We start from the raw sequence: 18,756 nt of genomic DNA on the forward strand, positions 1-18,756 counted from the left end.
CCGACGTTTTAAACACTCATGCCGGAAATTTATTCCCCGACACCCTCAGAAATAGCCTGCGGATTGTACGTGATAAACATGGCATCGCCGTAACTAAAAAAGCGATATTTTTGTTCTACAGCAGCCTTATAGGCGTTCATGGTGTGCTGATAACCAGCAAAAGCGGACACCAGCATAATCAGCGTAGATTCCGGCAGGTGGAAGTTGGTGACCAGCGCATCAATAACCTGATATTGGTAGCCTGGGAAAATAAAGATTTGCGTGTCGCCGAAGAACGGCGCAATCAGCCCATCTTTTGCCGCCTGCGCCGCGCTTTCCAGCGAGCGAACGGAAGTGGTCCCAACCGCAATCACGCGGTTGCCGCGTGCTTTCGCCGCCAGCACGGCATCGACCACCTCTTGTGGCACTTCCGCGTATTCGGAGTGCATGATGTGGTCTTCAATGCTGTCAACACGCACCGGCTGGAAGGTACCCGCGCCCACGTGCAGCGTGACAAACGCCATCTCAACGCCTTTCTCGCGAAGCTTCGCCAGCAGCGGTTCGTCGAAATGCAGGCCTGCGGTCGGTGCCGCAACGGCGCCCGGCTTTTCGCTATATACGGTCTGATACAGCTCGCGGTCGGCGTCTTCGTCCGGACGGTCGATGTACGGCGGCAGCGGCATGTGGCCGATAGCGTTCAGAATGTCCAGCACGCTGCGTTCGTCGTCGAATTCGACTTCAAACAGCGCGTCATGGCGAGCGACCATTGTCGCTTTAATGCTTTCATCATCGCCCAGCAGCAGCGCGGCACCCGGTTTCGGCGCTTTAGAGGCGCGAATATGTGCCAGAATACGTTTATCATCCAGCATACGCTCGACCAGTACTTCAATCTTGCCGCCACTGGCTTTACAGCCAAACAGGCGCGCCGGGATCACGCGGGTATTGTTAAAGACCAGCAGATCTCCAGGGTTGAGCTTATCGAGCAAATCGGTGAAAGTACCGTGCGTCAGCGCGCCCGTCGGCCCGTCCAGCGACAGCAAGCGACAGCTGCTACGCGCAGGCGTTGGATAGTGGGCAATCAGGGATTCTGGTAGTTCAAAGGAGAAATCGGCAACGCGCATGACTGTGACTCTGGGCTTAATAATGAGGCGGGTAGTCTAGTGCCGGGGAGACATCCCTGCAACCCTTACCCCTCTGGATAAACATTTATCAATGAATTTTCTCGCTCACCTGCATCTTGCTCACCTCGCCAATAGCTCGCTTTCGGGAAATCTGCTGGCAGATTTTGTTCGCGGCAACCCTGGACAAGATTATCCGGCCGCCATCGTTGACGGCATCCATATGCATCGCCGTATTGACGTGATGACCGACAATTTGCCGCAGGTAAAAGAAGCGCGCGAATGGTTCCGCCCCGAAACGCGGCGCGTTGCTCCCATTACCCTCGATGTGATGTGGGACCATTTTCTGTCCCGCCACTGGGGCCGTATTTCACCGGATATCGCGTTACCGGACTTTACCCGCTATGCCCGTGCTGAAGTCACGACGATTCTTCCGGATGCACCAGCACGCTTTCTCACGCTGAACGAGCACCTGTGGACGGAACGCTGGCTGGAGCGCTACGCCGAGATGGATTTTATCCAGCGAGTACTAAACGGCATGGCCAGCCGTCGGCCGAAGCTTGATGCGCTGCGCGACTCCTGGCATGACCTCGACGCGCACTATGATGCGCTGGAGACCCGTTTCTGGCAGTTCTACCCGCAGATGATGGCGCAGGCGAAAAACAAAGCGCTGTAGGACTTGCATCGAGCCATGGAACGGCTATGCTTATTCCTTTGGTAAAATAATAATTGATAGGTGAATCCTATCTTATTAATCGTCATAGTCTTTTTGTGTTCCCCGCTTACCCTCCCTATACTGGCCCGCGTTGCGTTCCATTAACCTTATAAATTCAAAGGAGAACCCCATGGTTCTGGTTACTCGTCAAGCGCCTGACTTCACCGCAGCAGCGGTACTGGGCAACGGTGAAATCGTTGAGAAATTCAATTTCAAACAGCACACCCAGGGTAAAGCCACCGTTCTGTTCTTCTGGCCGATGGACTTCACCTTCGTCTGCCCGTCCGAGCTGATTGCCTTCGACAAACGTTACGAAGAGTTCCAGAAGCGCGGCGTTGAAGTGGTTGGCGTCTCTTTTGACTCCGAATTCGTTCACAACGCATGGCGTAACACCCCTGTCGACAAAGGCGGCATCGGTGCAGTGAAATACGCAATGGTTGCCGACGTTAAGCGTGAAATTCAGAAAGCTTACGGCATCGAACACCCAGACGAAGGCGTTGCGCTGCGCGGCTCCTTCCTGATCGACGCTAACGGCGTGGTTCGCCACCAGGTAGTTAACGACCTGCCGCTGGGTCGTAACATCGACGAAATGCTGCGTATGGTTGATGCACTGCAGTTCCACGAGCAGCACGGTGAAGTGTGCCCGGCGCAGTGGGAAAAAGGGAAAGAAGGCATGAACGCGTCTCCAGACGGCGTTGCTAAGTACCTGAGCGAGAACGTTTCCAGCCTGTAATCGGCTGACGTTCCGGCAAAAAAAGGCTCGCATTGCGCGAGCCTTTTTTGTTTCCCCGGCGTCGGCGATGCCTCATCCTGGCTACGCCCTGTAGCCCGGCCAAGCGAAGCGCCGGCGGGATCGTCTTAGAACGAGAAGCAAGAACAGCCTAGCGCGCCCCAGAAGGCACGGTCATCCGATACCGGAATCCCCGACTGACGCGCAATATCATGCTGATGCCCGTGTACGCCGCAGCTACCACAGCACTGGTGCATCTGCACCACGGCACCGATATGCTCTGAGCCCGGAGGCGCGGAGCGATAGTGGCCCGGTACTTTCACCACCGGCGACCAGTCCGGCACCACCGGAATCGACGGCGGGGCAATCGGCGTGAAGTGCCCGGCAGCGTAGACCACGCGGCCATCGACAATCGTCATCACCGACTCAATACCTTTGATCTCTTCTTCCGGTACGCTGAAGTAGTCCTTCGACAACGCCACCAGATCCGCCAGTTGCCCGGCAGCAATACGGCCTTTTTTGCCCTGCTCGCTGGAGAACCACGCGCTACCCGCCGTCCACAGTTCCAGCGCCACATCGCGCGGCAGACGGTTTTCATCGTCATACATCGCCATGCCGCCGACGGTACGCCCGGAAACCAGCCAGTAAAGCGCCGTCCACGGGTTGTAGCTCGCCACGCGGGTGGCGTCCGTCCCCAGACCGACAGGCACCTCCAGCTCCAGCATTTTCGCCACCGGTGGCGTGTGTTTCACCGCGTCTTTGCCATAGCGATCGACGAAATATTCGCCCTGGAAGGCCATACGGTGCTGCACCGCAATCCCGCCGCCCAGCGCCTTCACGCGCTCAATGTTACGCTCGGTGATGGTCTCGGCGTGGTCAAAGAACCAGTGCAGGCCGTTGAACGGAATATCGCGGTTAACCTTCTCGAACACATCCAGCATGCGGCTTATCGACTCGTCGTAGGTGGCGTGCAGGCGGAACGGCCAGCGATGCTCAACCAGGTGACGGACGACGCGTTCAAGTTCATCTTCCATGCCCGGCGGCAAATCCGGACGCGGCTGCAAGAAATCTTCAAAGTCAGCCGCCGAGAAAACCAGCATCTCGCCCGCGCCGTTAGCACGGTAGAAATCGGTGCCCTGCCCCGGTTTCAGCATATCGGTCCAGCGTTCGAAATCCTCAACTTCCTGCTTCGGACGTTGGGTAAACAGGTTATAAGCGATGCGGATGGTCATCTGCTTATTGGCATGCAGCTGCTCGATAATTTCGTAATCTTCCGGGTAGTTCTGGAAACCGCCACCCGCATCAATCGCGCTGGTCAGCCCCAGTCGGTTCAGCTCGCGCATAAACTGACGGGTGGAGTTGACCTGCATCTCCAGCGGCAGCTTCGGCCCCTTCGCTAATGTCGCATAGAGGATCATGGCGTTGGGTTTGGCAATCAGCATCCCGGTCGGGTTGCCGTTGTTGTCGCGAACAATCTCGCCACCCGCCGGTGCCGGTGTGTCTTTGGTGTAGCCCACCGCCTTTAGCGCGGCGCGGTTGAGTAACGCGCGGTCGTAGAGGTGCAGCACAAACACCGGCGTATCCGGCGCGGCGTCGTTAAGCTCCTGCAGCGTCGGCATCCGGCGTTCAGCAAACTGGAACTCACTCCAGCCGCCCACCACGCGCACCCACTGCGGCGATGGCGTACGGTCGGCCTGCTCTTTGAGCATGCGCAGCGCATCCGCCAGCGACGGTACGCCTTCCCAGCGCAGCTCCAGGTTGTAGTTCAGCCCGCCGCGAATCAGGTGCAGGTGCGAATCGTTAAGGCCAGGGATCACCGTGTGACCGTGGAGGTCAACAATCTGCGTGCCTTCACCCGCGTAGGACAGCATCTGCGCGTCGCTGCCGACGGCAAGAATTTTGCCATCAGCAATGGCCACCGCTTCAGCGATGGGCTGTTGCGGGTCAAGCGTGTGAATCTGCCCCTGAGTTAAAATCAGGGTAGCGGTTTGTGACATAGCGTTCTCCTCGCGTCGGTTCAGGCTTTTTTCAGCCAACCGGCAAACAGGCGGGTCACGATGGGCATCCAGAACCAGACCACCAGCGCGACCACACAAGCATCATTAATAAAATGCAGCAACAGGGTTCCCTTTAACGACGGCAGCAGCGCGCCGGTAATCGCGGGGACCAGGTTCGTACTGGGAAAAATCACCAGCAGCGTTATCAGAAACTGTTTCCAGCGCTTTGGCTGGCGAACGTTGGCGGCAGGCGGGGTGAACCAGAAGGCGGCTTCAGTACGCACCTCGGTGCGGTCGCCTTCCCCGAGAACCGGGGCGATTTCCTCCACCAGCTTGCGTCGCACGTCAGACTGGGTCCAGGCGTAGAGGTGCTCGATGGTGTCGAAGCGGATGATAATATTCCAGGCCGTCTGTCCATCGACCGGACGAATAACGTTGGCGCCCAGATGACCGGGATAGTTAGCGGCAATAGGCATAATTTCGCCAAGCCAGGCTTCGTACTGCGCAACGTGTTCGGGACGAATAGCGTGGGTAATAACCAGCGTGACATGCTTTTGCGTCATGAAGATGGGTTCCTTGCGCTTGCAAACCGGCGGGGTCGCAGCCCCGCCGGATCGCTAACCTTAAGCTTTGCGTTCTGGCGCGCCGTGCACCATGGTGTAGGCGTAGTCCACGCCCATCCCGTACGCGCCGCTGTGCTCACGCACCAAATCCATTACCGCGTCGTAGGTTTCTTTGCGTGACCAGTCGCGCTGGTACTCCAGCAGTACCTGCTGCCAGGTCACCGGTACCGCACCGGCTTGCACCATGCGGTCGATAGAACGCTCGTGGGCATCAACGGAGGTGCCGCCGGAGGTATCAGTGACGACATAAACTTCATAGCCCGCTTCCAGCGCCATCAGTGCCGGGAAGGTCAGGCAAACTTCAGTCCACAGCGCCGAGATAATCAGTTTTTTACGCCCGGTCGCTTCTACCGCTTTCACAAAAGCAGCGTCTTCCCAGGAGTTCATTGAAGTACGTTCGATAGGCTTAACGTCAGGGTGAACGGCAAGTAATTCTGGCCAGATATAACCGCTAAAACTTTTCGTTTCGACGGAAGTGTAAATGACCGGAACATTAAATATTTTCCCGGCCTTCGCTAACGCTACGGTATTATTTTTCAGCGTCTGGCGATCAATATTCGCCACCCCAAATGACATTTGTGGCTGATGGTCAATAAAAATAAGCGCAGAATTCTTAGGGTCAATCAGTTCCCGGATAGACATAACACACCTTCTTAATCAATAAGTTAAAAGGTAACGGTCTTAAACTGCCGTCAGCAGCAGGATCCTGAATCAGAAAGCTTGTTGAGTATAGCGGGAAATTTCTAACGAGTTATTAAAGAAAACTTACCATCCGGTGACGGTAATAATTCAGCATCAAAAAAATACGACGTTTATATCTAATTTATTCACTGGCTTTGTTTTTCACTATTCGTTACAACGTAGTGGTTTAATTTTCAGGATTTTTTCCATTATGCGACTCAATCTGGACGTACTGCTCATTCTTGATGCCCTTGATAAACACGGCTCTTTCGCCGCCGCCGCTGATTCGCTGTTCAAAACGCCTGCCGCGCTTAGCTATATGATTCAAAAGCTGGAAAGCGACCTGGAAATTACGTTGCTGGACCGCTCCGGGCATCGGGCTAAATTTACCGATACCGGGCGGATGGTGCTGGAAAAGGGTCGATTGCTGCTCAACGCGGCAAAAGATCTGGAAAAACAGGCGGTACAGCTGACCTCAGGCTGGGAGAAAGAGCTGGCGATAGCACTAGACGACTCGTTTCCCTTTGCCGCGCTATTGCCGACGATCGATGCCTTTTACGCCCTGAATAAACAAACGCGCCTCAACTTTACCCACCATACGCTGGCCGGTTCCTGGGAAGAACTCACCCATAACGGCGCGGATATTATCCTCGGCGCGATTAACGAACCGCCGACCTCCGCCGCCTGGTCATACCGTATGCTTGGTACGCTGGATAACGTGTTTGTGGTCGCGCCAAACCACCCGCTGGCCACCGCGTCAGAAGGCTTAACCAACGAGCAGCTCTGTTTACATCGGGCGGTAGTGATAAGCGATAGCGCGCGGGTATGCCACCCTTTGCAGACTAACCTGATGGATGAGCAGCCGCAGATTCGCGTTGACGATTTTCACAGTAAGGTGACGCTACTGCGCGCCGGGATGGGCTGCGGATTCCTCCCCCGTCATATCGCCAGCCCGTGGCTGGCAACGGGAGAGTTAGTGGAGAAAACGGTAGACTCGTTTCGCCAGAAAGATGTCGCCTATATGGCCTGGCGCAACGGCAGCGACGGGCTCGCCCAGCGCTGGTGGCGTGAAACCCTGCTCACCAGCGCTGAGATCCGCCGTCTCTATCAGTGACCGGTCCACACCGACGCGGAGATAGCCGGTAGCGCCAGCGCCTCACCCGCAAGCTCCGCCTCACCTTCGCGACGCTGCAAGCCTGCAACGTTCAGCAGCGGCGAATCCGGCAGCGTCACATTGCAGGCCTCACCTCGGTTAATCGCTACCAGCACACGCTCTGCGCCAAGCACACGTAGGAACACCACCACGTCTCCCGCCGCGTAGAGCACATGGCAAGCGCCAAGGCGCAGCGCAGGCGTCGATTTACGCAACGCGGCTAAACGTTGGTAGAGCGCCAGCAGATTTTTATCCTGCTTGCTTTCATCCCACGGGAACGGCTTGCGGCAGAACGGGTCGTTATCACCGTCTAGCCCCACTTCATCGCCATAGTAGATACAGGGCACGCCGGGCCAGCTAAATAGCCAGACTACCGCCAGCGGCAGACGTGCGACATCGCGGCCCAGCAGCGATTTAAAACGTGCCGTATCGTGGCTATCAAGCTGGTTAAACATGCGTAGCTGCTGCTGATGCGACAGCCCGGCGCGGTAGTCTTCCATCCACGCAATACAGGTTTGTGCGTCAATCTTTTGCGGATCGTAGGAGATATCGGTATTGGCAAGGAATCCCCACAGCGGGAAGGTAAAGCCGCGGTAGTTCATCGCCGCATCTTCCGCGTCCTGCTGTAACCACTGACGCGCATCACCAAAATGTTCGCCGAGCACGTAGGCGTCCGGCCGGGTGGCTTTCGCCGCCTCGGTTATCGCCGCAACGTGCTGCAAGTTGTTTTTCGCACCGCCCGCTTCGCCGAGCATGTGCACCACGTCCAGACGCCAGCCGTCCATATTCCACGGCGCTTTCAACCAGTGGCGAACAATGCTGTCTTCGCCGCCGTAGATTTCGTCAATCAGCGCCTGAGACTGATAATCCAGCTTCGGTAGGCTCGCGTAGCCTAACCAGTCGAGCGCTTTACCCTCTGGTGAGAAGCTGTAGTGGTCGCGCCACGGAGAGTCCGGGTGATGGCAAGCCCCGCTCGACGTGCGGCTATGGCGGTCAAACCAGGCGTGAGTATCCCCGCTGTGGTTAAACACGCCATCGAGGACAAGGCGCATCCCCTCGCGCTGGGTGTTATGACGCAAGCGCAGCAGCGCGTCGTTGCCGCCGAACTGCGGGTCGACCTGACGATAATCTTCGGTGTCGTACTTGTGTACACTGGGCGCGGTAAACACCGGGTTCAGGTACAGCGCAGTCACGCCAAGCGCTTTCAGGTACGGCAGTTTTTCGCTGATCCCGTCGAGGTCGCCACCGTAAAAGGTCGAGCCACCCGCTTCAGCGGTAAGCGGGTCGTCCCAATCGCGCAGAACGATATCGTGCCCGGCGGCATGATGATGGTAGACCTTATCCTGCTGGTCGCTGCGCGACGAGCTGCGGGCGAAACGGTCCGGGAAAATCTGATAGAAAACCTGTTCGGTCACCCACTGTGGGCCAGCGTCCGGGTAATCAAAGGCAAAGAGTTCAAGTTTGGCCGGTGGAAAGGCGCTAAAGCCTTTTGGCGAAAACCACTGCTGGCGGTCATCCCACAGCAGCTTAAAGGCGTAACGGCGGCGCGGCTGGCCTTCATGCAGGCAAATTTCCGCGCGCCATTGAACGAGATCATGACGCGACGCTTTGCCGCTGCGACGCATCGGTAGCGCCATCTCTTCGTTATCAACTTCCGAGCGCATCGTCACTCGCTGCGGCAGGTCATCACCACGCAGCCACAGCGTGATAATGAGTTTGTCCTGTTGCTGTTTAATAAAGGGAGCAACAGGAAGGTGCCAGGCATTCAACATCATCTATCCCCTATCCTCAAAGTGAGCTCACCTTGCCATACGACTATTGCACCCTAATCATCTTTTGAACATTTTTGTAGGGAGGAGGACGGGGGCGGAGGGTAGAGAGGGAAAAGAAAGTAGCTCGGCCGAGCGAAGCGACGCCGGGAAAGACCCGGAGTCGGTGCATACGCACCTCGTCCGGGCTACGTGATAGTGCAGATTATTTGCTGCGACGGGTTCTGAATGCCCAGCCAACTAACAGCAGCAGGATCCACGCGAAGCCCACGTACAGCGAAATACGCGTGTCCGGGTGATAACCAATCAGCGCGATGATAAAGATCAGGAAGACGATACCGACAATCGTCGTCGCCACGCCGCCAGGCACTTTAAACTTCAGCGCTTTGATTTCATCAGCCGACAGACGGCGACGGAAGGCCACCTGCGAGAGCAGGATCATAATCCACACCCACACGGTCGCGAAGGTCGCCAGCGACGCAATCACCAGGAAGACGTTTTCCGGCATGATGTAGTTGAGGTATACCGCAAACAGCAGTGCGATGGTCATCACCATCACCGTTACCCAAGGAATACCGCGACGGGAGGTTTTCGCGAACACCTTCGGCGCGCTGCCCTGCTCCGCCATACCGTGCAGCATACGACCCACGCCGAACACGTCGGAGTTAATCGCCGACAGCGACGCCGTCAGTACCACAAAGTTGAGGATGCTGGCCGCGAAGGTGATCCCCAGATGCTGGAAGGTCATCACAAACGGGCTGCCGTTAGTACCGACCTGGTTCCACGGATAGATGGACATAATGACGAACAGCGTACCCACGTAGAACACCAGAATACGCATCGGCACGGAGTTAATCGCGCGCGGAATAGAGGTCTGTGGGTCTTTCGCTTCACCGGCAGTGATACCGATAATCTCGATACCGCCGTAGGCGAACATCACCATTTGCAGCGACATCACCATACCGAGCCAGCCGTTACTAAAGAAGCCGCCGTTGCTCCAGAGGTTATGAATACCCGTTGGCTCCCCGCCGTTGCCGATACCCCAGATGATGATGCCAAAACCGGCGATAATCATGATGATAATGGTGGCGACTTTGAAGAACGAGAACCAGAACTCGAGCTCGCCGAATACCTTCACGCTCATCAGGTTAATGGCGCAGATAATCAGCACCACGCTCAGCACCCATATCCAGTGCGGCACCGCCGGGAACCACACGCCCATATAGATACCGAAGGCGGTCACGTCAGCAATCGCCACAATCAGGATCTCAAAGCAGTAGGTCCAGCCGGTGATGTAGCCCGCCAGCGGGCCCAGGTTGTCCTGTGCATAGCGTGAGAAGGAGCTTGCAGATGGGTTATGCACGGACATTTCGCCCAGCGCACGCATGATGATATACGCGGCAACGCCGCCAATAATATAGGCCAGCAGAACGCTTGGCCCGGCCATCTTAATCGCATCGGCGGAGCCGTAGAACAGCCCCGTACCAATGGCCGATCCGAGGGCCATAAAGCGAATGTGTCGGGTGCTTAACCCGCGCTTCAGCTTGTTGTTTTCCATCGTTTCCAGTGCCATGTCATACCCATCATCATCGCGCCTGGCGCGAACGACTTAGGTGAAAGTACCCAAAATAAAAAACCACGGAACATCACGTTCCGTGGTTAAAACACCTTGATGTCAACGCCGGTTAGTGGGCGCTTGATGTCACCTGACGACCTGCTGTACGGTCCCAGATAATCGCCAGAACCGCCATCACAACCGTCGGCATCAGCCATGCAAGGCCTTGCTCGGCCAGCGGTAAACGGGTAGTCCACGCTGGCAACACATCTGCAAAGGCAGAAGCTTTGATGCCGTCAAGGATACCAAATACCAGGCTGATAAACATCGGTGGTGCAATAACGCGGCCCGAATTATGCCACCAATTGCGGGTAAAACTCAGTACTACGAGTGCGATACATGGAGGATAAATCGCGGTCAGCACCGGAATAGAGATTTGAATCAGATGGCTCAGTCCCAGATTCGACACTGCCATGGAGAACAGGCCGAGGATAAACACCAGCGTACGGTAAGAGAATGGCAGGTACTGCGCAAAGAACTCAGCACAGGCACAGGTCAGGCCCACCGCAGTGACCAGACAGGCGATGAAGATCAAGGCCGCCAGCATAAAGCTGCCCGCACCGCCGAAGGTGTGCTGTACATAGGCGTGCAGAATAGCGGCGCCGTTGGCGTTCTGATCGACCAGCGTCGCGCTGTCGGAGCCCAGGCGGAACAGCGCCAGGTACAGCAGCGTCAGGCCGATACCGGCCATCAGGCCAGCCCAGATGGTATAGCGGGTCAGCAGACGTGCTTCGGTTACGCCACGGGAACGCGCGGCGTTAACAATAACGATACCAAACACCATCGCGCCCAGCGTATCCATGGTCAGATAGCCGTTCACAAAGCCGTTGGAGAACGCTGCGGTTTCATAGGCTTCCATCGCGTGGCTAATTGGGCCAGCCGGCCACATCACCGCGGCAACGGACAGCACAATCAGCGCCAGAATTTTCAGCGGCGCCAGGAAGTTGCCCACGGTATCCAGCAGTTTGCCCGGATAGAGCGACACCAGAATCACCAGCGCGAAGTAGACGAGGCTGTAGATGAACAGCGGCAGTTCACCGCTGCCGGTCAGCGGCGCGATACCGATTTCAAACGATACGGTTGCCGTACGCGGGGTCGCGAACAGCGGGCCAACCGCCAGATAGCAGACCGTGGCGAGCAGTACGCCTGCCACTTTACCAATTGGCGTGCTCAGGCTATCGACGCCGCCGCCCACTTTCGCCAGCGCGACGACGGTCAGCACCGGAAGGCCAACCGCGGTAATCAGAAAGCCAATAGCCGCAGTCCAGACGTGAGGACCGGCCTGCAAGCCAACCATAGGAGGGAAAATGATGTTGCCTGCGCCAACAAACAACGCGAAGGTCATAAAGCCCAGAGCGATGATGTCACGCGATTTTAATTGATGGGTCATATGTAACTACAGCCTGTGGATGTGGTGTTGTAAAACAAATTTATTGCGTCAGCGCCTGTGGAATGATGCAGAGGAAACTGACAATAAACTCAGCGGGATATGCTCCCTTCGCGGCGTAGAGAAGAATAGTTTTTTGATTTACCGCGAATACACAGTCTGTTTACGACTGCATGGGGGCCAATTTAAACGCTTATAACGTTTTAAAGCAACACGGGATCGCAAAACCAGATGATTATATTGATAGTGAAAAAATAGGCAGACGTATTAACTGGATTTAAGAAAAACATCCGGCTAATCATGCGAACAAAAAATAATCAGACGTTCGTAAATCACGCGGGGTTTACTTGACTGCAAAGCAAACAGACCAACCGAGGCTGGTCTGTGGAAAGTTAAGCTGACAAGCGCCAAATTACTCGCTGTTTCTGGCAATTAAACGTTCCGGCAGCAGGAAACTGAAACACGAACCTTTGCCGAGCTCGCTGGTAATATCCAGTCGGCTATCGTGATGATTAACCGCATGTTTAACAATTGCCAGCCCCAAACCGCTGCCGCCGGTCTGCCGTGAACGCGCCTTATCCACGCGATAAAAACGCTCGGTCAGCCTTGGCAGATGCTCAGGTGAAATGCCCGGCCCATTGTCCTCCACGCTGAACAGTGCGCCGTGCGGCGCATGCTGCCAGCGCACCGTAATCAGCGTGCCTTCCGGCGTATGGTTCACCGCATTGTAGACCAGGTTCGACATCGCGCTACGTAGCTGATCCTCATTGCCCAACACTTTTAACGTCTCATCAATGTCAAAATGGAACTGATGCTTATGCTGGCTGAGCGTTTGCGCCTCGCGTTCTACCACCCGCAGCATCATCGGCACATCAATTTTTTCATTGAGCGCCAGCGTCGGTGAGGCTTCAATTTTAGAGAGCGTCAGTAGCTGTCGAACCAGCCCTTCCATCCGCTGCGTCTGCTCACGCATGGTGTGCAGCGCTTTTTCACGCACGTTTCCTTCCAGCACCTGCTCCTGCATCATCTCCAGGTAGCCCTGCAACACGGTTAACGGCGTACGCAGTTCATGGCTAACATTGGCAAAGAAGTTGCGTCGAGCGCCTTCCAACTGGTGCATCTGCGTAACATCGCGCGCCACCATTAACAGCTGGCGGTCGGTGTAGGGCATGACGCGTATCTCCAGATGGCGACCGCTGTTCAGCACCAGATGCAGTGGCTTTAAGAACTCGCGTTTTTTGAGGTGTTGGGTAAATTCGGGGTAGCGCAGCAGGTTAAGGATGTTTTGCCCGCTATCGTCGGGCCAGCGAAGCCCCAGCAGCTGCTGGGCCAGGCCATTACACCAGAAAATAGCGCCCTCTTCGGTAGTGAGCACCACCGCATCCGGCAGCGACTCCGCGCCGCTGCGAAAACGTTTAATCAGATTACCCAGTTCGCGGCGACGTTTTTTATTACGCAGCTGCATCTGGTTGAGCCCGTACAGCAAGGGCTCCCAGCTGCCGCGTCCCGGCGGAGGGGTCATACTTCTGTCGACCCAAAGCCACCAGGAAAGGCGCAGTAAATTCCAGAAATGCCAGATAAGCAGCCCGGTCACCGCCGCCAGTAAAAACCACGGCAGATAACCAAAAATCAGTCCCAGTATCACGGCCGGGAGACAGCATAACATCAGCTCCAGCACCAGCCTTTTCCATGACAGCCGTTCCAGCACGCGTCACACTCCTGTCAAAATTTAGAAACGGGCGGAAAAACGATAACCCGTGCCGCGAACGGTTTGCACCATGCGGTCATGACCACTGTGTTCCAGCGCTTTACGCAGACGGCGGATATGCACATCGACGGTACGGTCTTCGACATAGACGTTAGTGCCCCAAACGTGGTTCAGCAGCTGTTCGCGGCTGTACACGCGCTCCGGATGCGTCATAAAGAAGTGCAACAGCTTAAATTCGGTTGGGCCCATATCCAGCGGGTTTTCACCGGTCATCACGCGATGAGAGGTCGGGTCAAGGCTCAGCCCCTGCATCTCAATGACCTCTTCCACCGCCATTGGCGAAATGCGGCGCATCACCGCTTTAATGCGGGCAACCAGCTCTTTTGGCGAGAAGGGTTTGGTAATGTAATCGTCAGCGCCGGTTTCCAGGCCACGTACGCGGTCTTCTTCTTCACCGCGAGCGGTGAGCATCACCACCGGAATGTCACGCGTCAGCGCTTCACGTTTGATATGCTTAATAAATTGCAGTCCCGAACCGCCCGGTAACATCCAGTCGAGCAGAATAAGGTCGGGCCAGGGTTCATTCAGTTTACTGACAGCGGTGTCGTAGTCTTCAGCTTCTACCGGCTGGAAACCATTTTGTTCCAGTACGAAGCAGACCATCTCGCGGATTGGCGCTTCATCTTCAACGACCAGAATACGTCTTGCCATTATTTGCCCTGTTTTTAGACATCAGTATTATATACGGCGTCATTATGCGTCAGATTTATGACAGATTTATGAAAAACATGACCGTTAGATGATCGCGGTTTACCGTTTATGACACTGCCGAAACGCGCTCATCGACCTCAACGTAGGCTGATGTTTATAATCAACTTTACGCCACTTCTCACGGAACCGCTATGCGCATCATCCACACATCGGACTGGCACCTCGGCCAGAACTTCTACAGCAAGAGCCGCGCGGCTGAACATGAGGCTTTCCTGCACTGGCTGCTCGCAACCGCCGAAACCGAACGGGTCGATGCCATTATTGTGGCGGGCGATATCTTCGATACCGGCTCGCCGCCGAGCTACGCGCGTGAGCTGTACAACCGATTTGTGGTTAATCTGCAACAAACTGGCTGCCATCTGGTGGTGCTGGCAGGCAACCATGACTCTGTGGCAACCCTGAATGAATCCCGCGATATCCTCTCATTTCTGAATACCACGGTGATCGCCAGCGCGGGCCATGAACCCTTTATCCTGAACCACCGCGACGGCACGCCCGGCGCGGTATTCTGCCCGGTGCCGTTCCTGCGCCCGCGCGACATTATTACCAGCCAGGCGGGGCTTTCCGGCAGCGAAAAAGTCCAGCAGGTACTGGCGAGCATTACCGATTACTACCAGCAGCAGTACCAGCAGGCCTGCGAACTGCGCGGCGACGCCACGCTGCCGATTATTGCCAGCGGCCATCTGACCACCGTCGGCGCCAGCAAAAGTGATGCGGTACGCGACATTTATATTGGCACACTGGATGCTTTCCCGGCACAAAACTTCCCACCGGCGGACTACATCGCGCTGGGCCACATCCACCGGGCGCAGAAAATCGGCGGCAGCGAGCATATCCGTTACAGCGGTTCGCCTATCGCCCTCAGCTTTGATGAAACCGGCAAAGCCAAAAGCGTCAATCTGGTGAGCTTCGCCGACGGCAAGCTTGCCGAGGTCGCGCCGCTGACCGTTCCGGTCACTCAGCCGCTGGCGGTGATCAAAGGCGATTTTGATGAGATCAGCGCCCAACTGGCCGAATGGCGCGAGGCCGCCGCAGAGCCAAGCACCTGGCTGGATATCGAAATCACCAGCGACGAATACCTGCATGATATTCAACGTAAAATCCAGACTATTACCGACGACCTGCCGGTGGACGTGCTGCTGGTGCGCCGCAGCCGCGAGCAGCGCCAGCGCATTCTGGCAAGCCTTGAGCGCGAAACTCTGAGCGAGCTGAGCGTGGAAGAGGTATTCCAGCGTCGTCTGGCGCTGGAAACGCTGGAAGCACCGCAACAGCAACGCCTGCATACGTTGTTTAATGAAACGCTCCACAGTCTTGGCGAGGAGGAATAACCGTGAAAATTCTCAGCCTGCGCCTGAAAAACCTCAACTCACTCAAAGGCGAGTGGAAAATCGATTTCACCCAGGAGCCGTTTGCCAGCAATGGTTTGTTTGCCATCACCGGCCCTACCGGCGCGGGGAAAACCACGCTGCTGGACGCCATCTGCCTGGCCCTGTACCACAAGACACCGCGCTTAAGTAACGTCTCCCAATCGCAAAACGACCTGATGACCCGCGACACCGCCGAGTGCCTGGCAGAAGTGGAGTTTGAAGTTCAGGGCGTGGCCTATCGCGCCTTCTGGAGCCAAAACCGCGCCCGCAACCAGCCGGACGGCAACCTGCAAGCGCCGCGCGTCGAGCTGGCGCGCTGCGATAATGGGCAGATTCTGGCGGACAAAGTGAAAGACAAGCTGGAGATGACAGCCTCGCTGACCGGCCTCGACTACGGTCGCTTTACCCGCTCAATGATGCTCTCACAAGGCCAGTTTGCCGCGTTCCTCAACGCCGAACCGAAAGAGCGCGCCGAATTGCTGGAAGAGCTAACCGGCACCGAAATTTACGGCCAGATCTCGGCGCAGGTATTTGAAAAACATAAACACGCGCGCGGCGAGCTGGAGAAGCTTCAGGCGCAGGCCAGCGGCGTAGTCCTGCTAAGCGAAGAGCAGCAGCAGACCCTATCACAGAGTTTGCAGGCGCTTACTTCTGAAGAACAGCAGTGGCAACAGCAGCAGACCATCGCCGCGCAGCATCAGCAGTGGCTGGTTCGCCAGCAGGAACTTGAACAAGAAGAGCAAACCTATCAGCAGGCGTTGATTACCGCGAAACAGGCGCTGGAAGCCGCACAGCCACAGCTCGCCACGCTCAGCCGGGCACAGCCTGCTGAGGCGTTACGCCCGCGCTGGACTCAGCTGCAAGAGCAGGCTGCCACGGTGGCAAAAACCCATCAGCAGACAGAGCAAGTAAATACTCGCTTACATGACTCTCGCCGCCTTCGCGACCGTATTCGCCTTAGCGCCGAGCAGCAGGCCGCCTCACTCCAGCGTACGCAAAGCCAGATTCAGCAATGGCTTCAGGAGTATGAGCATATCCAGCATTGGCAGGGCGAACTGACCGGCTGGCGAAGCGCCTTTAGCCAACAGGCTCGTGAACGCGCTCAGTTAGAATCTTCAGCGCAACGTTTGAGGGACCTGGAGAAACAGTTCGCTCAACTACCGCCTTCAGCCCTGACGCTGACTCAGGAAGAGCTTGCCGGGCAAATTACGCAGCACGCGGCGGCCCGCCCGCTGCGCCAGCAGCTTAGCGCGCTGCACACCCAGTTCATTCCACTCCAGGCGCGCCGCCAGCAACTTCTGCACGCTCAGCAACAGCGCCAGCAGCAACTGGAGAAACTGACCGCCGGACTTACCCAGCTTCGTCAGACCTATAAAGAGAAAAAGCAGCAGCGCGACGATGTTAATGCCATCTGCGAACTGGAGGCGACCATTGTTCGTCTCGAGGCCGAGCGTGCGCGTTTACAGCCCGGCGCACCCTGCCCGCTGTGCGGCTCCACCAGCCACCCGGCGCTAGCGGAATATCAGGCACTCACCCCGGATGTCAACAAAGCCCGCCGCGATGCGCTGGATAAAGAGGTCGCCCAACTGGCGGAAGAAGGCGCCACGCTGCGCGGACAGCAGGCCGCGCTGGAAAAACAGCAGCAGCAAGAAAACGCGGAGCTAGAGACGCTTTCTGAGCGAGAGCAAGCACTTACATCACAGTGGCAGACGGTGATTCAGGGGCTGGAGATCACGCTACAACCCGCTGACGACATCAACGGTTGGCTCGCCGCCCAGGACGAGGCTGAACAGCAGCGCTATCACTACAGCCAGCGCCTGACGCTCGACGCGCAAATCCGCGATCTTCGCGCCCAGCATACGCAATTACACGATGAACTCGCTCAGCGCACCACGGCGTTGACCCAGACGCTCTCCGCTTTCGGCCTTGCCCCAGCGCAACCTGGCGAAGAGAGTCAGTGGCTAGCCTCCCGCGAGGCGGATACCCAGCGCTGGCAGCAGCAGCAAAAACAGCATCAGGAGATTCAACAACGGCTCGCGCAAATCCAGCCGCTGCTTGAAACGCTGCCTCCGGTACAAGACCCCACTGACGCCGACCCGGTTGCGCTCGACGGCTGGCAGCAGGTACACCATGATTGCGTGTCGCTGGAAAGCCAATGGCACACGCTCCAGCTTCAGGAGGCACAGGAGAAACAGCGCCTGCAGCAGGCCGAGCAGGCCTTCGACCAGGCGCTTGCCGAGTCCCACTTTAGCGATCGCCAGGACTTCCTTAGCGCCCTGCTGGACAACGAGGAACGTCAGCGTCTGGAGCAGCTAAAACAGACGCTGGAGACCCAGCACCAGCAGCGCCAGACCCTGGCTACTCAGGTTCATGAGGCGTTACAGCGTCATCTGACGTTGCGCCCGGAAGCCCTGAACGCCGCGCTTACGCTGACCGATGCTCAGATGCAGCTCCAGCAAATTTCCCGTCAGCTGCGTGAAAACAGCGAGCGGCAGGGCGAACTTCGCCAGCAGCTTAAGCAGGACGAAGAGAATCGGCAGCAGCAGCAGTCGTTGTTCCTGGAAATAGAAAAAGCCAGCGCCGCGCTGGAAGACTGGGCGCATCTGAACGCGCTGATTGGCTCGAAAGAGGGCGATAAGTTCCGCAAATTCGCCCAGGGCCTGACGCTGGATAATCTGGTGTGGCTCGCCAATGAACAGCTCAGCCGCCTGCACGGTCGCTATCTGCTGCAGCGTAAAGTCAGCGACGCGCTGGAGCTGGAAGTGGTCGATACCTGGCAGGCGGACGCGGTGCGCGATACCCGTACCCTTTCCGGCGGCGAAAGCTTCCTCGTCAGCCTTTCGCTGGCGCTGGCGCTGTCTGACCTGGTGAGCCATAAAACGCGCATCGATTCGCTGTTCCTCGATGAAGGCTTCGGCACGCTGGATAGTGAAACGCTGGACACGGCACTGGATGCGCTGGATACGCTGAACGCCAGCGGCAAGATCATCGGTGTGATTAGCCACGTGGAGGCGATGAAAGAGCGGATTCCGGTGCAGATTAAGGTGAAGAAGATTAACGGGTTGGGGTATAGCCGGTTGGATAAAATGTTTGCGGTTGAATAAGCTCTCTACCTAATGTAGGCCCGATAAGCGTAGCGCCAT

14 protein-coding genes are annotated in these 18,756 nt (G+C 56.8%); 5 read left to right on the forward strand and 9 right to left on the reverse strand.

The annotated features are described in order from the left end of the window. Positions 1-29: 29 nt before the first annotated feature. A complete protein-coding gene (gene queA, locus ACH1XZ_RS19325) occupies positions 30-1,100 on the reverse strand; it encodes a tRNA preQ1(34) S-adenosylmethionine ribosyltransferase-isomerase QueA (RefSeq protein ID WP_395596773.1) in 1,071 nt (356 codons plus the stop codon). 91 nt (positions 1,101-1,191) lie between these two features. Here queA and acpH point away from each other — a divergent pair, with 91 nt between their 5' ends. After that, entirely contained in the window at positions 1,192-1,773 is a 582-nt protein-coding gene (gene acpH, locus ACH1XZ_RS19330; protein ID WP_395596774.1) for an ACP phosphodiesterase, read from the forward strand. A 169-nt stretch (positions 1,774-1,942) separates the two neighbouring features. Beyond that, entirely contained in the window at positions 1,943-2,545 is a 603-nt protein-coding gene (locus ACH1XZ_RS19335; RefSeq protein ID WP_064547849.1) for a peroxiredoxin, read from the forward strand. A gap of 125 nt (positions 2,546-2,670) precedes the next feature. Here ACH1XZ_RS19335 and ACH1XZ_RS19340 read toward each other — a convergent pair whose 3' ends face one another. The 3 genes from ACH1XZ_RS19340 to ACH1XZ_RS19350 are packed head-to-tail and all read right to left on the reverse strand — an operon-like array spanning position 2,671 to position 5,804. Beyond that, entirely contained in the window at positions 2,671-4,539 is a 1,869-nt protein-coding gene (locus ACH1XZ_RS19340; protein ID WP_395596775.1) for an amidohydrolase, read from the reverse strand. 20 nt (positions 4,540-4,559) lie between these two features. Beyond that, positions 4,560-5,102 carry an antibiotic biosynthesis monooxygenase gene (locus ACH1XZ_RS19345; protein WP_395596776.1) on the reverse strand — a complete coding sequence of 181 codons (543 nt, stop codon included), beginning with the start codon at positions 5,100-5,102 and terminating at the stop codon, positions 4,560-4,562. 60 nt (positions 5,103-5,162) lie between these two features. Next, complete coding sequence (locus tag ACH1XZ_RS19350) at positions 5,163-5,804, reverse strand: hydrolase (protein WP_185667181.1); 642 nt, start codon at positions 5,802-5,804, stop codon at positions 5,163-5,165. A 250-nt stretch (positions 5,805-6,054) separates the two neighbouring features. Here ACH1XZ_RS19350 and ACH1XZ_RS19355 point away from each other — a divergent pair, with 250 nt between their 5' ends. After that, positions 6,055-6,957 (forward strand): LysR family transcriptional regulator, encoded by a 903-nt coding sequence (locus ACH1XZ_RS19355; protein WP_395596777.1) that lies wholly within the window; start codon positions 6,055-6,057, stop codon positions 6,955-6,957. Here the strand turns inward: ACH1XZ_RS19355 and malZ are convergent. The 5 genes from malZ to phoB all read right to left on the reverse strand — a co-directional run bounded on the left by malZ (position 6,951) and on the right by phoB (position 14,186). After that, positions 6,951-8,771, reverse strand: a complete 1,821-nt coding sequence (gene malZ, locus ACH1XZ_RS19360; RefSeq protein WP_395596778.1) for a maltodextrin glucosidase — start codon at positions 8,769-8,771, stop codon at positions 6,951-6,953. The genes ACH1XZ_RS19355 and malZ overlap by 7 nt on opposite strands. 199 nt (positions 8,772-8,970) lie before the next feature. Then, positions 8,971-10,323, reverse strand: coding sequence for a proline-specific permease ProY (gene proY, locus ACH1XZ_RS19365; RefSeq protein ID WP_395596813.1), 1,353 nt, complete (start codon positions 10,321-10,323; stop codon positions 8,971-8,973). 127 nt (positions 10,324-10,450) lie between these two features. Then, entirely contained in the window at positions 10,451-11,770 is a 1,320-nt protein-coding gene (brnQ, locus tag ACH1XZ_RS19370) for a branched-chain amino acid transporter carrier protein BrnQ (protein WP_395596779.1), read from the reverse strand. A 409-nt stretch (positions 11,771-12,179) separates the two neighbouring features. Next, entirely contained in the window at positions 12,180-13,475 is a 1,296-nt protein-coding gene (gene phoR / locus ACH1XZ_RS19375; protein WP_395596780.1) for a phosphate regulon sensor histidine kinase PhoR, read from the reverse strand. Between the two features lie 21 nt (positions 13,476-13,496). After that, complete coding sequence (gene phoB, locus ACH1XZ_RS19380) at positions 13,497-14,186, reverse strand: phosphate response regulator transcription factor PhoB (RefSeq protein ID WP_035895131.1); 690 nt, start codon at positions 14,184-14,186, stop codon at positions 13,497-13,499. Between the two features lie 191 nt (positions 14,187-14,377). Here phoB and sbcD point away from each other — a divergent pair, with 191 nt between their 5' ends. Together sbcD and sbcC are read left to right on the forward strand one after the other, a co-directional pair. Next, a complete protein-coding gene (sbcD, locus tag ACH1XZ_RS19385) occupies positions 14,378-15,574 on the forward strand; it encodes an exonuclease subunit SbcD (protein WP_395596781.1) in 1,197 nt (398 codons plus the stop codon). A 2-nt stretch (positions 15,575-15,576) separates the two neighbouring features. Then, positions 15,577-18,717 (forward strand): exonuclease subunit SbcC, encoded by a 3,141-nt coding sequence (gene sbcC / locus ACH1XZ_RS19390; protein WP_395596782.1) that lies wholly within the window; start codon positions 15,577-15,579, stop codon positions 18,715-18,717. Positions 18,718-18,756: the final 39 nt, after the last annotated feature.

This window comes from Kluyvera chengduensis (assembly GCF_044197065.1).
In the GTDB taxonomy this organism is placed as follows: domain Bacteria; phylum Pseudomonadota; class Gammaproteobacteria; order Enterobacterales; family Enterobacteriaceae; genus Kluyvera; species Kluyvera ascorbata_C.

Bases quoted from the DNA above. Each gene is read 5' to 3' on its own strand.
- ACH1XZ_RS19335 (WP_064547849.1), top strand. From the start codon at position 1,943: ATGGTTCTGGTTACTCGTCAAGCGCCTGACTTCACCGCAGCAGCGGTA.
- queA (WP_395596773.1), bottom strand. From the start codon at position 1,100: ATGCGCGTTGCCGATTTCTCCTTTGAACTACCAGAATCCCTGATTGCC.
- phoB (WP_035895131.1), bottom strand. From the start codon at position 14,186: ATGGCAAGACGTATTCTGGTCGTTGAAGATGAAGCGCCAATCCGCGAG.
- ACH1XZ_RS19340 (WP_395596775.1), bottom strand. From the start codon at position 4,539: ATGTCACAAACCGCTACCCTGATTTTAACTCAGGGGCAGATTCACACG.
- brnQ (WP_395596779.1), bottom strand. From the start codon at position 11,770: ATGACCCATCAATTAAAATCGCGTGACATCATCGCTCTGGGCTTTATG.
- acpH (WP_395596774.1), top strand. From the start codon at position 1,192: ATGAATTTTCTCGCTCACCTGCATCTTGCTCACCTCGCCAATAGCTCG.
- proY (WP_395596813.1), bottom strand. From the start codon at position 10,323: ATGGAAAACAACAAGCTGAAGCGCGGGTTAAGCACCCGACACATTCGC.
- malZ (WP_395596778.1), bottom strand. From the start codon at position 8,771: ATGATGTTGAATGCCTGGCACCTTCCTGTTGCTCCCTTTATTAAACAG.
- ACH1XZ_RS19345 (WP_395596776.1), bottom strand. From the start codon at position 5,102: ATGACGCAAAAGCATGTCACGCTGGTTATTACCCACGCTATTCGTCCC.
- ACH1XZ_RS19350 (WP_185667181.1), bottom strand. From the start codon at position 5,804: ATGTCTATCCGGGAACTGATTGACCCTAAGAATTCTGCGCTTATTTTT.
- ACH1XZ_RS19355 (WP_395596777.1), top strand. From the start codon at position 6,055: ATGCGACTCAATCTGGACGTACTGCTCATTCTTGATGCCCTTGATAAA.
- sbcD (WP_395596781.1), top strand. From the start codon at position 14,378: ATGCGCATCATCCACACATCGGACTGGCACCTCGGCCAGAACTTCTAC.